At 36.0% G+C, this 15,165-nt stretch carries 16 protein-coding genes; 15 read left to right on the plus strand and 1 reads right to left on the minus strand.

Going from position 1 to position 15,165, the window contains the following annotated elements; translation table 11 throughout:
* The first annotated feature begins 3 nt into the window (after positions 1–3).
* From fmt to RDN22_RS01790, 9 genes are all read left to right on the plus strand, one after another.
* A complete protein-coding gene (gene fmt / locus RDN22_RS01750; protein WP_308555298.1) occupies positions 4–948 on the plus strand; it encodes a methionyl-tRNA formyltransferase in 945 nt (314 codons plus the stop codon).
* On the plus strand, positions 935–2,263 hold the full coding sequence (rsmB, locus tag RDN22_RS01755) for a 16S rRNA (cytosine(967)-C(5))-methyltransferase RsmB (protein ID WP_308555300.1): 1,329 nt from the start codon (positions 935–937) through the stop codon (positions 2,261–2,263). Before fmt ends, rsmB begins: the two co-directional genes overlap by 14 nt.
* A 3-nt stretch (positions 2,264–2,266) precedes the next feature.
* On the plus strand, positions 2,267–3,022 hold the full coding sequence (locus tag RDN22_RS01760; RefSeq protein ID WP_308555303.1) for a Stp1/IreP family PP2C-type Ser/Thr phosphatase: 756 nt from the start codon (positions 2,267–2,269) through the stop codon (positions 3,020–3,022).
* Positions 3,012–5,030 carry a Stk1 family PASTA domain-containing Ser/Thr kinase gene (gene pknB / locus RDN22_RS01765; protein ID WP_308555306.1) on the plus strand — a complete coding sequence of 673 codons (2,019 nt, stop codon included), beginning with the start codon at positions 3,012–3,014 and terminating at the stop codon, positions 5,028–5,030. The genes RDN22_RS01760 and pknB overlap by 11 nt, the downstream gene beginning before the upstream one ends.
* Positions 5,031–5,921, plus strand: a complete 891-nt coding sequence (gene rsgA, locus RDN22_RS01770) for a ribosome small subunit-dependent GTPase A (RefSeq protein ID WP_308555308.1) — start codon at positions 5,031–5,033, stop codon at positions 5,919–5,921. It abuts the gene before it with no gap.
* A gap of 11 nt (positions 5,922–5,932) precedes the next feature.
* Complete coding sequence (gene rpe / locus RDN22_RS01775; protein WP_308555310.1) at positions 5,933–6,583, plus strand: ribulose-phosphate 3-epimerase; 651 nt, start codon at positions 5,933–5,935, stop codon at positions 6,581–6,583.
* Positions 6,583–7,269, plus strand: coding sequence for a thiamine diphosphokinase (locus RDN22_RS01780; RefSeq protein WP_308555312.1), 687 nt, complete (start codon positions 6,583–6,585; stop codon positions 7,267–7,269). The genes rpe and RDN22_RS01780 overlap by 1 nt, the downstream gene beginning before the upstream one ends.
* A 41-nt stretch (positions 7,270–7,310) precedes the next feature.
* On the plus strand, positions 7,311–7,616 hold the full coding sequence (locus RDN22_RS01785) for a hypothetical protein (protein ID WP_308555314.1): 306 nt from the start codon (positions 7,311–7,313) through the stop codon (positions 7,614–7,616).
* Between the two features lie 90 nt (positions 7,617–7,706).
* Positions 7,707–8,225 carry a hypothetical protein gene (locus RDN22_RS01790; RefSeq protein WP_308555316.1) on the plus strand — a complete coding sequence of 173 codons (519 nt, stop codon included), beginning with the start codon at positions 7,707–7,709 and terminating at the stop codon, positions 8,223–8,225.
* A 57-nt stretch (positions 8,226–8,282) separates the two neighbouring features.
* Here RDN22_RS01790 and rpmB read toward each other — a convergent pair whose 3' ends face one another.
* Positions 8,283–8,468: a 50S ribosomal protein L28 gene (rpmB, locus tag RDN22_RS01795; protein ID WP_025005840.1), complete on the minus strand. Its 186-nt coding sequence runs from the start codon at positions 8,466–8,468 to the stop codon at positions 8,283–8,285.
* 167 nt (positions 8,469–8,635) lie between these two features.
* Here rpmB and RDN22_RS01800 point away from each other — a divergent pair, with 167 nt between their 5' ends.
* The 6 genes from RDN22_RS01800 (at position 8,636) to RDN22_RS01825 (ending at position 15,163) form a co-directional block, all read left to right on the plus strand.
* Positions 8,636–8,998 (plus strand): Asp23/Gls24 family envelope stress response protein, encoded by a 363-nt coding sequence (locus RDN22_RS01800; protein WP_003547910.1) that lies wholly within the window; start codon positions 8,636–8,638, stop codon positions 8,996–8,998.
* A gap of 20 nt (positions 8,999–9,018) precedes the next feature.
* Positions 9,019–10,680, plus strand: a complete 1,662-nt coding sequence (locus RDN22_RS01805) for a DAK2 domain-containing protein (RefSeq protein ID WP_308555320.1) — start codon at positions 9,019–9,021, stop codon at positions 10,678–10,680.
* 1 nt (position 10,681) lies between these two features.
* Entirely contained in the window at positions 10,682–12,718 is a 2,037-nt protein-coding gene (recG, locus tag RDN22_RS01810; RefSeq protein ID WP_308555322.1) for an ATP-dependent DNA helicase RecG, read from the plus strand.
* A 19-nt stretch (positions 12,719–12,737) separates the two neighbouring features.
* A complete protein-coding gene (gene plsX / locus RDN22_RS01815) occupies positions 12,738–13,739 on the plus strand; it encodes a phosphate acyltransferase PlsX (RefSeq protein ID WP_308555324.1) in 1,002 nt (333 codons plus the stop codon).
* A 33-nt stretch (positions 13,740–13,772) separates the two neighbouring features.
* The gene (gene acpP, locus RDN22_RS01820) at positions 13,773–14,015 is read left to right on the plus strand and encodes an acyl carrier protein (RefSeq protein WP_308555326.1); all 243 of its coding nucleotides are present in this window, start codon (positions 13,773–13,775) and stop codon (positions 14,013–14,015) included.
* Positions 14,016–14,134: 119 nt separating this feature from the next.
* A complete protein-coding gene (locus tag RDN22_RS01825; RefSeq protein ID WP_308555328.1) occupies positions 14,135–15,163 on the plus strand; it encodes an ABC transporter ATP-binding protein in 1,029 nt (342 codons plus the stop codon).
* The last annotated feature ends 2 nt before the right edge of the window (positions 15,164–15,165 follow it).

The raw sequence follows: 15,165 nt of genomic DNA on the forward strand, positions 1-15,165 counted from the left end.
TAAATGACATCAATAATATTTATGGGTACGCCAGAATTTTCAGTACCAGTACTTGAAGGACTAATTGAAAACAATTATGAAATTAAGGCTGTAGTAACTCAACCAGATAAGAAAGTTGGACGTAAACAAAAGATTACAAAGAGTCCAGCTAAGATTGCTGCCGAAAAACATGATTTGCCTGTTTACCAACCTGCAAAATTATCTGGCTCTGAAGAAATGCAAGAATTGATTGATATGCATGCTGACTTAATTGTTACCGCAGCTTATGGACAATTTTTGCCAACTAAGTTTTTGAATTCAGTTAAGATTGCTGCTGTAAATGTTCATGGCTCACTTTTACCAAAATACCGTGGTGGTGCGCCAATTCAATATTCATTGATCAATGGTGATAAAGAAACCGGTATTACTATTATGGAAATGGTTAAGAAAATGGATGCCGGTGACATTTATGCGCAAGAAGCAATTAAGATCGAACCTGATGATAACGCAGGCACTTTGTTTGCTAAATTGTCAATTTTAGGTCGTGATCTTTTGCTTAAGACTTTGCCATCAATTATTGACGGCAGCGTAAAGAAGACACCACAAGATCCTGAAAAAGTAGTCTTTTCACCTAACATTACTAAAGAACAAGAAAGAATCACTACTTCTATGACAGCTACGGAAGCAAATAACATGATTCGTGGCCTTAACCCAGATCCAGGTGCTTACATGATGGTTGAAGGCAAACGCTTCAAGATCTGGAAAGCAGAGGTTGCTGATGAAACTACTGATTTAGCTCCAGGTTCAGTTGTAGCAAATAAAGGCCGCTTTGCAATTAGCTTTGCTGACGGCACTGTTTTGAACTTATTTGAAGTACAACCAAGTGGCAAGAAACGAATGAACATTAAGAACTTTTTAAACGGTCAAGGTAGCAAGTTTAAACCAGGAGAAGAAATTGTCGACAAGTAAAAGTGCTCGCGCAATCAGCTTAGAAACATTAATTAAAGTTTTACAAGATAAATCCTATTCAAACATTAGCTTAAATAATAGTCTTAGTCATTCAAACTTATCGATAGCTGACCAAAATTTAGCAACTAAGATAGTTTACGGAACAATTCAATATCGACTTTTTTTAGAGTATCAGTTAAAAGGTTTGGTAAGGACTAAGTTAACTGAAAAATATTTGAAGCCATTATTGTTAATGTCTTTATATCAAATTATCTTTTTGGATAAAGTTCCTAATCGTGCAGTTTTGGATGAAGCTAATAAATTGGCTAAGCAATTTGGTAAGCATCATTCATCAGGTTATCGTGTAGTAAACGGAATTTTGCGCTCTTTTATTAGACGTGGTGTGCAACTGCCTGATCCTAAAAATGAAGTAGAATATTTAAGCATTAAAGAAAGTATGCCTGAATGGTTAGTAAAATACTTTATTAATAATTGGGGCATTGATCGCACTAAGAATTTACTTACTAGTATTAATGAACCAGCTAAAAATAGTGTTCGTATTTCATCATTATGTGATCGAGAAAAAGTTTTTGATCAATTAAAAGCTGAAGGTTATAACCCTGAATGGTCTAAATTATCTGAAAATGACGCAATTTTAAGTCATGGTGGTATCAGCCAAAGTGATTTATTCAAGCGCGGCGAATTGACAATTCAAGATGAAGCCGCTAGTTTAGTGGTAGAGTCCTTTGATTTTGATTCCCAAAAAGAACATATTCTGGATGCTTGCAGTGCTCCAGGTGGTAAGACTGTTCAAATGGCGGAAAATATTGCAGAAGGCGACGTGACAGCTTTAGACATTCATGAAAAGAAACTGCATTTAGTTAAAGAAAATGCTAAAAGAATGAATGTTGCTGATAAAGTTGTAACTAAAGCTTGTGATGCGCGCAAAGTACAAGATATTTTTAAGCAAGGAGAATTTACTAAGATTTTGGTAGATGCACCTTGTTCCGGTTTGGGGTTATTGAGACGTAAGCCAGAGATTCGTTATACTAAGACTGAACGTGATTTGCATAATCTGCAAAAAATTCAATTAGCAATTTTAGACTCAGTTAGCCCATTATTAAAAGAAGACGGTGAATTAGTTTACTCTACTTGTTCTATTTCTGTAGAAGAAGACGAAGCCGTTGTCAAAAAGTTTTTAAAGATGCATCCTAATTTTGAGTTGAAGCCATTTGCAACTAGTAAATTGGAATCTAAGACGGGGATGCTAAAAATAATGCCTGACCAAGATAACAATGATGGATTTTTCATTGCTAAATTTAAGATGCGAGGTTAGATTTTGATTGAAACAGCATATGCTTCTAGTATCGGTAAGGTACGAAAGAGCAATCAGGATTTTGTACAAGTATTTAAAAATCGTAAAGGTATCACTTTAGCGATCGTTTGTGATGGCATGGGTGGACATCAAGGTGGGGATGTAGCCTCAACTATGGCAGTTACGCATCTAGGACACAATTTCGGGATAACCGATTTTACAGATGCCAACATTGCCAATAAATGGTTAGATGTTCAGTTAAATTCTGAAAATGAAACTATTTTAAAAACAGCTGATAAATTCCCTGATTTAAATGGAATGGGAACCACCATTGTTTTAGCCTTTGCTTTTGAAAACAATGCTTTAATTGCCCACTTGGGTGATTCACGTGCATATAGTTATTCAGAAGGAAAGTTTGTCCAACTTACAGAAGATCATTCTTTAGTCAATGAATTAGTCAAAATGGGTCAAATTACTAAAGAACAAGCTAAGCACCATCCACAAAAGAATATTATTACTCAAGCTTTGGGTGTATCGAGTACGATTGATCCAGAGATCAATAAGATCAAATTGAATGATAATGACATCATTTTGTTATGTACAGATGGCTTGACTAATTCTCTTAGTGATCCTCAAATTCAACAAATTTTAGCAACTAAAGAATTAAGTTTAAAAGAACGCTGCAATAAGTTAATTAGTGAGGCCAATCGATTGGGTGGTGGTGACAACATTACTGTCTGCCTAATTTGGAATAAGGAGGACGAAAGCAGTGATCGATAAAGGTTATCTGCTTGGAGAGCGCTACCGCATTATTGATACTTTAGGCGAAGGCGGAATGGCCAACGTTTATCTGGCTGAAGATATTATTTTACAGCGTAAGGTTGCTGTGAAAATTTTACGCTTAGATTTGCAAAACGAACCACAAACACAAGCTCGTTTTCAAAGAGAAGCATTAGCCACTAGTGAATTGAGCCATCCTAATATTGTCTCTGTTCTTGATGTGGGTATGGATCATGGGCTTCCTTATATGGTAATGGAATATGTCGACGGTCCTGACTTAAAAGAATATATCCGTGAAAATTCTCCATTGGATTTACGTGAAGTAATTCGCATCATGGATCAAATCTTAAGTGCGGTTGCTCTTGCTCACAAGCATAATGTGATTCACCGTGACTTAAAGCCACAAAATATTTTAATGGATAAAAGAGGCAATATTAAAATTGCTGATTTTGGTATTGCAGTTGCTCTTAACCAAAGCTCAATTACTCAAACTAATTCGGTAATGGGGTCAGTTCATTATATGTCTCCAGAGCAAACAAGAGGCGGGCTGGTTACCAAGCAATCTGATATCTATTCTCTTGGAATTATTCTTTATGAATTGATTACAGGTACTGTGCCATTTAATGGTGATACGCCAGTTTCTATAGCTTTAAAGCATGCACAGGAGCCTATACCATCAATTAGAAAAAAGGATAAGAGCGTTCCACAAGCATTAGAAAATGTAGTTTTAAAAGCAACAGCTAAGGATCCACGAGATCGTTATGATTCTGCTCAAGCAATGAAAGCGGATCTTGATAGCAGTCTTGATCCTGAGAGAAGCGATGAACCTGTTTTTGTTCCGAATCATGGTGTTAGCGATGATAAGACGATAGTTTTGCCAGGATTTAAGCCGCAAAAAACAGACTCTAAAGAACCACCGAAAGAAGAAAAGCCGGAAGCTACACCTGAAAAGAAAAAGAAGAGTTTTTGGCAAAATGTTAAAGCTCATAAATGGTGGTGGATTTTCTCTGTTATTACTGCCGGCTTAATTATCTTTATCATGATTTTTGCTTTAAGCGGTAATGGCAATAAACCAAAGCAAGTTAATGTCCCTGATGTGACCAATATTGCAGAAAAGACAGCAGAAAATAAATTAGAAGCTGCTGGCTTGCAAGTAGGTAAAATTATTCGCAGGCAATCTGATGACGTTAAAAAAGGCTATGTAATTGCTACTAAGCCGACAGCTGGTAATTCACTTGCTCAAGGAAAAATGGTTGATCTGATTGTCTCAAGTGGGTCAAGCATGGTTAAAGTTCCTGACGTAGTAGGCGATAACTATGATGAAGCTGCTGAAAAGTTAGAAAATGAAGGCTTTGACGTAGTTAGAGAAGATCAATTTTCTAACAAAGTCCCTGAGAATGATATTATTTCACAAAGTATTGCAGCTGACGTAGAAGTAAAGCCAACACAAACTACAATTACTTTAGTAGTTTCTAAGGGTCGTGCTCCACGCAAGCGAAGTAATACAGTTACCTTGAAAGATTTGCATAATTATTCCTTAAAGAGTGCACAAGATTACGCTAGAGAACATGGGTTGACTTTGCAAATTAATCAAGAGTATTCTGATGATGTTGAAAAAGGCTTAGTAATTTCAATGGATCCAGGTCCTGGAACGAAAGTTGATCGTGGCTCAACCATTGCAATTAGAGTCTCACGTGGTCCTAAGGAAGAAAAAGAAACTACGGTAACTAAGAACTTTACTGTAAATTACGTAGGGACCACGGCTGACAACACAGAAAAAACAGACAATGATAAAGAAGATAGTTCATCCAGCTCAAGTTCTACTAAGGGTGATCATGTTCAGATTTATATTAAAGATGACGATCATTCATTGAGCAATATTTATCGTGATCTTTATATTAAACGTGATATGAGCTTCTCAATACCATTTTCAATTAAAAATGGTGCAGGACAATTAAGAGTTGTCCGCAATGGAGATACTATCTTGAATGAAAAGGTGACTAAATAAATGAAACTAGCACAAGGAACCGTTATTGGTTTAATTGCTGGTTATTATGACGTAGAAACCGCTACGGGCATCGTGAGAACGCGTGCTCGTGGCGTTTTTCGTCAAAAAAAGCAAAAACCAGCAGTAGGAGACAGAGTAGAAATCCAAATTGATGATAAGGGTATGAGTTATCTGGTTAAAATCATGCCGCGTTTAAATAGAATTGGCCGTCCAGCTGTGGCTAATGTAAGCCATGTTTTATTGGTAATTTCTGCGGTTGAACCAGATTTTTCATTGGAATTGCTTGATCGATTCTTAACTTTCTTTTCTTGGCAAAAAGTAAATGTCACTATTTACTTGTCTAAAGCAGATTTGCTTGATGAAAAAAAGCTTGCTGAAATTAAGCAATCTTTAGCATATTATCAAGAAATTGGCTATCCTGTTTTCACTGATTATCATGATGTACAAGCAAAGATTCCAGAAATGATTGGCAAAGATCAAATTTGGACCTTAGCTGGACAATCTGGTGCAGGTAAGTCAACTTTATTGAATCATTTAAAAGAAGACGCTCATCAAGCTACAGGAGAGATTTCAGCTAGTTTAAACCGTGGTAAGCACACTACTAGAAAAGTAGAATTGTTTAAATTGGGAGAGGGCTTTCTTGCAGATACGCCAGGATTTTCTTCAATTGATTTAACACCAATTAAACTTAATGAGTTATGTAATTATTTTGTTGAATTTAAACGTGCTAGTGTAAAATGTAAATTCCGTGGCTGCCAACACTTAAAGGAACCAGGCTGTGAAGTTAAAAAGCTGCTTGAAGAAGGAAAGATTTTACCTAGCCGATATGATGATTATTTAGCAATGCGGACCGAAATCAGCGAAGGTCGCATGCCTGAATATTTGAAATAATGGAGGAAAAAATGCTGATTGCACCATCAATTTTGAATGCAGATAATCTAAATTTAGAAACCGATATAAAAGACGCTATTGCTGCGGGTATAAGCAGATTTCATATTGATATTATGGATGGACACTTTGTACCTAATCTTTCTTTTGGACCACAATTAGTCGAAGATTTTAAGCGTGAATTTCCAATGACTGATGCAGAAATTCATTTAATGAGTGATAATCCTAAAGACCTTGTACCTGCCTTTGTTAATGCTGGTGCAGACTTAATTGAACTTCATTATGAAGCAATGAGTGAAGAAAAGTTGAACTATTGGTTTGATTATCTGATTTCTAATGATGTGAATACTTCTTTGGCAATTAATCCTGATACTCCTAGTGATGTTGTGGTTAAATTTGCACCCAAGCTTGATCAAGTTTTAGTAATGACTGTTCATCCTGGCTTTGGCGGGCAAAAATTTATTGAAAATTCTGCTGAAAAAATTAAACAAGTAAGAGAAATAGTAGGACCAGATGTAGCTATTGAAGTAGATGGCGGCATTAATGATCAGACTATTAAGACAGCTAAAGACGCTGGAGCCAATGTATTTGTTGTAGGTTCATATTTGTATAAAGATGGCGACATTGCTAATCAAGTTCGTAAAATAGAAAATGTCATCGAATAATGAAGGCATATGCATTATTGGGTGGTCCAACTGATCTGTGGCCTGAAGATATAAAAGAAAAATTGACTGCTGCTAAGCGTAATAATGAATTGGTTGTTGGCGTAGATCGTGGAGCACTATTTTTAGAAGAGCTTGGTATTATGCCCGATGTAGCAATAGGTGATTTTGATTCGCTTCATGATAAAGATCTTGCGCGAATTGAAAAGACTGTAAAGGACATTCGCTACTCTAACCCAGTTAAAGATTGGACGGATTCTGAATTAATGCTACAAACAGTTTTTAAAGATTATCGAGTAGAACAATTAACGATTTTGGGCGCAACTGGCGGCAGAATTGATCATTTCTTAATCAATTTGTTTATGTTGCTTAATCCATCAGTTAATCAATTTGCACCAAGAGTCGAAATGCTTGATCAGCAAAATAGCATTGATTTTTTTAATCCGGGGATGCACGAGATTAAGAGAAAAGAAGAATATCCATATATTGGCTTTGCTACACTTGGTGCAACTGAAGATTTTAATATCATTGGTGCAAGGTATGAATTGAAGCATTATTCTGGCAATTATCCTCGAGTATTTTCTTCAAATGAATTTTTACCTAGCAGTGATAATTTTGAAATTTCCTTTAAGCAAGGCATGATTGCTGCAATTTATTCTAAAGATATTAATCGCTTTTCTAATCTCTAAAAAAGTGTGAAAATAGATAAAAAAAGAAACGAGGAATTATTATGAAGTACATTGATTTTGAAAAAAATGTAGCTGGTTTTGAAAATGGTCGCTATGAAGCAAGACTTGATCGTGCTAAGAAGAATGTAGAAGACTACATGCACAAGAACCACGTTCATGTTTTTGATAAAAAGAAGAACAAGGAAGTTGCTACAATTAACGGAGCAGCAAGAAATGTTACTTATCAAGATTTAGGTTTACCAACTAAGCTTGGTGAAATGATTACTGAATATGCTTATACACCAATTGATGAAAGAATGGCAGAAGATATTCCTGATGATGATAAGCATCACAACATTATGAAGTAAAAGAAAAAGGCCGTTAGGCCTTTTTTTGATGCTCAAGTAGACTAAAGAATTTGCTACAATGAAATATATTATTATTTTGGAGGAAGAAAAATGAGACAAGTTTGGCCAATCTTCTTGGGCATCCTGATTGTGATTGTAATCGGGATGATTTTTAAAGAGCGCAAACACTTTAGCTTTACCAAAGCACTTTTATTATTTGTAATGCTTTTGCTTTTTTCCACAATTAACTTTTTGATTATGTTCGGCATCATCTTTTTGTTCATGAGTACCGATCATGCATTGAAATTAGGAAATATCTTCTTGTTAATCGGAATCATGGTAGTTATTTCAGGAATTGTACTGTATTGGGATTTAAAACTTTTTCGAAAATTCTTCCCATTGTCAAATACAGTTTTAACTATTATTGAATACTACATTCAATGGACTTTGATCTATATTACGATTTATCAAGTGATTTTTGATAATATTCGCAAAATTCCAAACATCTCAACTTATATTAAAATTGGTAATATTTTAGATCCAAACTTATTTGTTGTGACGATTTTGCCGTCATTTATTTCTGTTTGGATTGCAGTGGTTTTATTCAAAAAGCGAATCGAAGCCTTTTAACTAAATTTTGAGCAAAAAAATAAGTCTAACAGAAATCTGTTAGACTATTTTTGGTTATTAGGCACGAGTAACTTTACCAGACTTTAAAGCCTTGGTTGAAACCCAAACGCGCTTTGGCTTACCGTCAACAAGAATGCGAACTTTTTGAAGGTTTGGCTTCCAAGCACGACGAGCTGAGTTCAATGAGTGTGAACGTTTGTTACCGAATGTAGTCTTCTTACCTGTTACGTAATCTTTTGCCATTTGCTAAACCTCCTTTATGTGTGGTGTCATACTTAATTAGATTATCATATGTTTTCGAGCAATTCAACTCTAAAAGGATTTTTTTAACACGTATTTTGTTTATTGATTAAGTAAGTACTATGATAAAATAATAAACGTATACATAGATAATGAGACGGAGGACAAACATGGCTGTTAAGATCAAGACAAAAGATGGTTTGATTGATATTTCAAACGGTGTAATTGCAACTGTTGTTGGTGGCGCAGCTACGTCTAACTATGGCGTTGTGGGAATGGCATCAAAGAATGCTATTCGCGATGGCTTTGATGGGATTCTTAACCGCGCCAACTACAAACGTGGCGTTGTTGTAAAGTCAGAAGATAACGAAATTACTGTTGACGTGTACATTATTGTTGGTTATGGGCTTAAGATTTCTGAAGTAAGTAAGAATGTTCAAGACAGTGTTAAATTTAACCTGTCTAATCAATTAGGAATTAATACTAAAGCCGTTAATGTAATCGTTCAAAGTGTAAAAGTACTTGACGAATAATGTAAGCGAGGTTCTAAATAGTGGTTTTAAATGAGATAGATAGTAAACAATTTAGAGATATGGTACGTGTTGCCACTCATAGAATTGGCAAGAATGCTGAATTTGTTAATTCATTGAATGTATTCCCGGTTCCTGATGGTGATACTGGTACCAACATGAATTTGACTATTGAAAGTGGTGCTAGAGCAGTTTCTGAAAATCCTAGCAGCAATGTTGGTGATTTGACTGAAAGCTTAGCTAAAGGAATGTTGATGGGTGCTCGTGGTAACAGTGGTGTTATTACCTCACAATTATTCCGTGGCTTTTACAAAGCTACTCAGGGTATGAAGACTTTGACTGCTCAAGAATTGGCTAACGCATTTTCAAATGGTGTAGCTACTGCTTACAAGGCAGTAATGAAGCCTGTTGAAGGTACTATTTTGACTGTAGCTCGCGTTGCAGCAACTGAAGGTGCAAGCAAGGCTAATGATACCGATGATGTTACTGAAGTAATGAAGGCTGTAGTTGAAGGTGCTAAAAAGGCTCTTAAATCAACTCCAGATTTGCTTCCAGTATTAAAGCAAGTTGGCGTTGTTGACTCCGGTGGTCAAGGACTTTTGTTCATTTATGAAGGTTTCTTAGAAGGTCTTCTTGGTGAAAACTTTGCTGATCAATATCAACCTGATGAAAACGAAATGGATGAAATGATCAATGCAATGCACCACCAATCTTCTGTACAAAGTCAATTAGCTACTCAAGATATCAAGAACGGTTACTGTACTGAAATTATGGTAGACCTTAATGCTGATGTGCCAAACAAGAAGAAATTCGATTTGGAAGAATTTAGAAAGCACTTATCAGGTTTAGGTGATTCACTTTTAGCTGTTTCTGATGGTGAAATTGCTAAAGTTCACGTACACACTGAACACCCTGGCGATGTCTTTAAGTACGGCAGTCAATTCGGTCAATTGGGCAAGATTAAGATCGACAACATGCGTATTCAACACGAAAGCATTGTTGATCAAGATGAAGAGCAACAAGAATCCGTAGACTTTGCTGTTATTGCAGTAGCTTCTGGTAATGGTATTAGAAAGTTATTCGAAAGCGAAGGCGTAAATCGAATTATTTCTGGTGGTCAAACCATGAACCCATCAACACAAGACTTTATCGATGCTATCAAGAAGTCTGGTGCTAAGAAGGCTATTGTATTGCCAAATAACGGCAACATCGTTATGGCTGCTAAACAAGCTGCTGAAGTTAGCGACATTCCAGTAGGTATTGTTCCAAGTAAGACTATTTCTCAAGGTCTTACTGCAATGCTTTCATTTAACCCAGATGCTTCTGTTGATGAAAACGTTGAAGCTATGTCAGAAGATCTTGACACTGTAGTTTCAGGTGAAGTAACTCAAGCTACTCGTGATACTGAAATCGACGATGTGGAAATCCATAAGAATGATTACCTCGGTATCATTGATGGCAATATTAAGGTTGATAATGCTGACTTGATCAAGACTACTACTGAAATGATTGAAAAGATGCTTGATGAAGATTCTGAAATCATCACAATCATGTATGGTCGTGATTCAAATGAAGAAGAAGCACAAAAAGTGGTTAGCCAACTTGAAGAAAAGCATGATGATCTTGAATTTGAAATTCATGATGGTGGTCAACCTGTATATCATTTCTTAGTATCAGTTGAATAAAATGATAGATAATGCATTATTTGCTCCTGTAACGGATTTAAAAGGTGTGGGGACAAAGACTGCAGCTGATCTAGGAAGCTTAGGAATTTATAGTATTTATGATTTGCTATTTTATTTTCCTTTTCGATATGACGAACTTCAGACATTGCCATTAGATCAAATCATGGATGGTCAAAAGGTAATGCTGAAAGGAATTGTAGCAACTGAGCCTTTTGTTAGTCGATTTGGATATAAAAAGAGCAGACTAAGCTTCAAATTAAGAATTGACCATGATGTTGTCATGGTCAATTTTTTTAATCAGCCGTGGTTAAAAAGCAAAATTGAAGTTGGACAAGAAGTTGCTATTTATGGCAAGTATAATGTTGCTCGGCAAAGTCTGTCTGCATTCAAATTTGTTGCTGCTAAAGAAAACGATAGTGGCATGGCCCCAATTTATCCTATTAACCGGCATGTGAAGCAAAAAAAGTTAATAAATTTAATCAATCTGGCAATTGATAGCTTTTTAGATCAAGTTCAAGATATTGTTCCTAAAGAAATTAGAGAAAAATATCGTTTGCTTCATGATCAAGAGATTATTCAAAAAATGCACCACCCTAAAAATGGGCAAGAAGCAGAATTAGCTAAAAGAAGTGCAATTTTCCGTGAGTTCTTTATTTTTGAATTACAACTAGCTTTATTGGCTAATCATGATGGTAAACAACATGGTTATGCTAAAAAGTATGATCTAAAAGAAATTGCTAAGTTAACTAAGTCATTGCCATTTGAACTTTCAGATGATCAAAAGAAAGTCATTAATGAAATTTTTGCGGATATGCATTCAGATGGTCAAATGAGAAGATTGCTTCAAGGTGACGTTGGTTCTGGTAAAACTGTGGTAGCTGTTTATGCTATTTTTGCGGCAATTACAGCAGGTTATCAGGCTGCCTTGATGGTACCAACCGAAATCTTAGCTACGCAGCATTTTAAAAAGATTGATGAATTATTGCGACCATTGGGTGTAAGAGTAGCCTTATTAACAGGAAACACTAAAACGCTGGAGCGACGAGAAATTTATCGAGAATTAACGGACGGAACGATTAATGTAGTTATTGGTACGCATGCGTTAATTCAAAAAAATGTGATCTTTAAGAAATTAGGTTTGGTTATTATTGATGAGCAACATAGATTTGGTGTTGGTCAAAGACAAGCTTTGATTAATAAAGGTGATAGTCCTGATATTTTAGCAATGACAGCTACGCCAATTCCTAGAACTTTAGCTTTAACTGTTTATGGTGATATGACAGTATCTGAAATTCATCATTTACCTTCTGGCAGAAAGCCAATCATTTCAGTTTGGAAGACAAGCAGCCAGATGAAGGATGTTTATAAATTGATGCATGAGCAGCTTGCTCAAGGTTTTCAAATTTACGCAGTTACGCCTTTAATTACAGAATCAGAGACGCTTGATTTGAAAAATGCAGAAGAATTGCATAAGAAATTAAGTCATGATTTTCCTGATCAAAATGTAGTACTTTTACATGGTCAAATGCCAGGAGCTAAAAAAGACAAGATTATGTCTGCTTTTGCTAATGGCGAGATTAATATTTTAGTAACTACCAGTGTAATTGAAGTTGGTGTTGACGTAGCTAATGCCAATATGATGATCATCTATAATGCTGATCGATTTGGTTTAAGTCAATTGCACCAATTGCGCGGAAGAATCGGGCGTGGTCAAACGCAAAGTTATTGTGTTTTTATTGCAGATCCTAAGACTGATTCTGGTAAAGCTAGAATGAAGATTATAGCCGAAACTAATAATGGCTTTAAACTCGCTGAAGAAGACCTTAAAATGCGTGGTGAAGGAGACTTGTTTGGTAAAGCTCAGTCAGGTTTACCTGAATTTCGTGTAGGTGATGTTGTAAATAATTACAACACACTGGTAGTAGCACAAAAAGTTGCACGTGAACTTGTTAAACAGGACCCTGAATTATCTAATCCTGAACATAATCCATTAAAGCAAGTGTTAGAATATAAACAATTAGAACAAAACAGAATTTAAAAAGATGTGGTGAAAATATATGAGAACAATTGCAATTGACGCTATGGGCGGTGAAAATGCTCCAGAAGCAATCGTTAAGGCTGTTTTAAAAGCTAAAGATGAAATGCCTGACACCAAGTTTGTATTGTTTGGTGATAAAGAACAATTGCGTGAATTAATTCCAGCTGATCAAATTAATGATCAATTAGGCGTTGTGCCTACAACTGAAGTTATTGCAGATGAAGACGAACCAGTTAAAGCCATTAGAAGAAAGAAAGATTCTTCAATGGTAGTTGCTGCAAATTATGTTAAAGAAGGTAAAGCTGATGCTCTTCTTTCTTTAGGTAATACTGGTGCACTTTTATCATGTGGAATTTTTATCATTGGAAGAATTAAAGGTATTGTTCGACCAGGCTTAATGCCAACTTTGCCAGCACAAAACAGCGATGATGGCTTTAACATGGTTGACGTAGGTGCTAATGCTAAGAGTAAGCCAGAATATTTGTTGCAATGGGCTCAAATGGCATCTTACTATGCAGAAAAAATTCGTGGTATCGACAATCCACGTATTAGCCTTTTAAACAATGGTGCAGAAAGCGATAAAGGTGATGACGTTCACCAAAAAGCTTACGAATTATTAAAAGACAGTGATTTAAACTTCCAAGGCAATATCGAAGGTAACGAATTATTGTTAGGCAACACTGATGTTGTAGTTACCGATGGTTTTACTGGTAATGCCGTTCTTAAGAACATTGAAGGTACTTCAAGTGTTATCTTGCATCTGTTAAAAGACAGCCTGTTAAACGGCGGTGTAATGACCAAGCTGGGTGCTTTAATGGTAAAGGGATCATTATCTAGCCTTGCATCAAAATTTGATACAGCTAAGTATGGTGGTGCTGTACTTTTAGGTGTAAATGCACCAGTTGTAAAGACTCATGGTCGTTCTAATGAAAGACCTATTTATTACACCTTGAAGCAAATCGATAAAATGATTGAAGAAAAACTTGTTGAAGAATTTAGAGACGAATTCGCAACAAAATAGTACAATGTTTTATTAAAAAGGAAGGTTATGTATATGTCAGAAGAAGAAATTTTTAATAAGATCAAAGATTTAATCGCTGAAAATTTTGAAATTGATAAGGATAAGATCACTGAAAGCACTAGTTTTACTGATGATTTAGATGCTGACTCAATTGACTTGGTAGAATTCATTTTGCAACTTGAAGATGAATTTGGTTCAGAAATCCCTGATGATGAAGCTGAAAAAATTAAAACAGTTGGGGATGCAGTCTCATATATCAAGTCTCATCAAGGTTAATTTCCTAAAAAAAGCCGTGTCGTTATTTGCATACGACCGGCTTTGTGTTTATAATTAGAAAATAAATAGAAAAGATTAAACGGCTTTTAATGAATAAAGTCTAAATGGAGGAATGACCTTTGGAAAAGCAGAGTGATCTATTATTAGATATTCAGCACCTGCATACGGCGTACCGTTTGCAAGGGAAATTCTATGATGCTGCAGATGATATTAATTTGACTTTGAAGCGTGACGAAATTTTAGCTATCGTAGGCGAATCTGGTTGCGGTAAGAGTACTATCGCTGCAAGTATTATTGGATTATATGATCATAAGAATACCAAAGTTACAGGTGATATTCTTTACAATGAATTAAATTTAGTGGGCTTAAATGAATCTTTGTTTAATAAGATTCGTGGTGACAAGATTGGTATGATCTTCCAGGATCCACTTGCCAGCTTGAACCCTTTGATGCGTGTTGGTGACCAAGTTGCTGAAACGCTTTATTACCATACAGACATGGATGAAAAAGCACGTCATGCACGTGTAATTGAATTGTTCAATCAAGTAGGTATGCCAAAGCCTGAAGAAATGTACGCAATGTACCCACATGAATTATCAGGTGGTTTGCGTCAACGTGTTGTTATTGCGATGGCTATTGCATGCAAGCCTGAAATTATCATTGCTGATGAACCAACAACTGCTTTGGATGTTACTATTCAAGCTCAAATTTTGGACTTGCTTGAAGACATTCAAAGACAATCACACTCAGGTATTATCTTGATTACCCACGACTTGGGCGTTGTGGCAGAAACTGCAGATGAAGTTGCTGTTATGTATGCTGGTCAAATCGTAGAAAAATCAGATGTAAAGACTATTTTTGAAAATCCTCTTCATCCGTATACAAGATCATTGCTTAACTCAATGCCTCAATCTGATGATACAGATGAGGACCTCCATGTTATTCACGGTACTGTGCCATCACTTAAAAATATGCCACGTACAGGTGATAGATTTGCTGCTAGAATTCCATGGATTCCAGCAAGTGCTCATGAAGAAGATCCAAAAGTACATGAAGTGGCTCCTGGTCACTGGGTAAGATGTACTTGCTGGAAGAGCTTCCATTTTGAGGATGAAGACGAATCGCAAAAAGCAGCAAGTGGGGAGTAGTA

Origin of the sequence: uncultured Lactobacillus sp. (assembly GCF_902491705.1) — a bacterium.
Lineage (GTDB): Bacteria > Bacillota > Bacilli > Lactobacillales > Lactobacillaceae > Lactobacillus.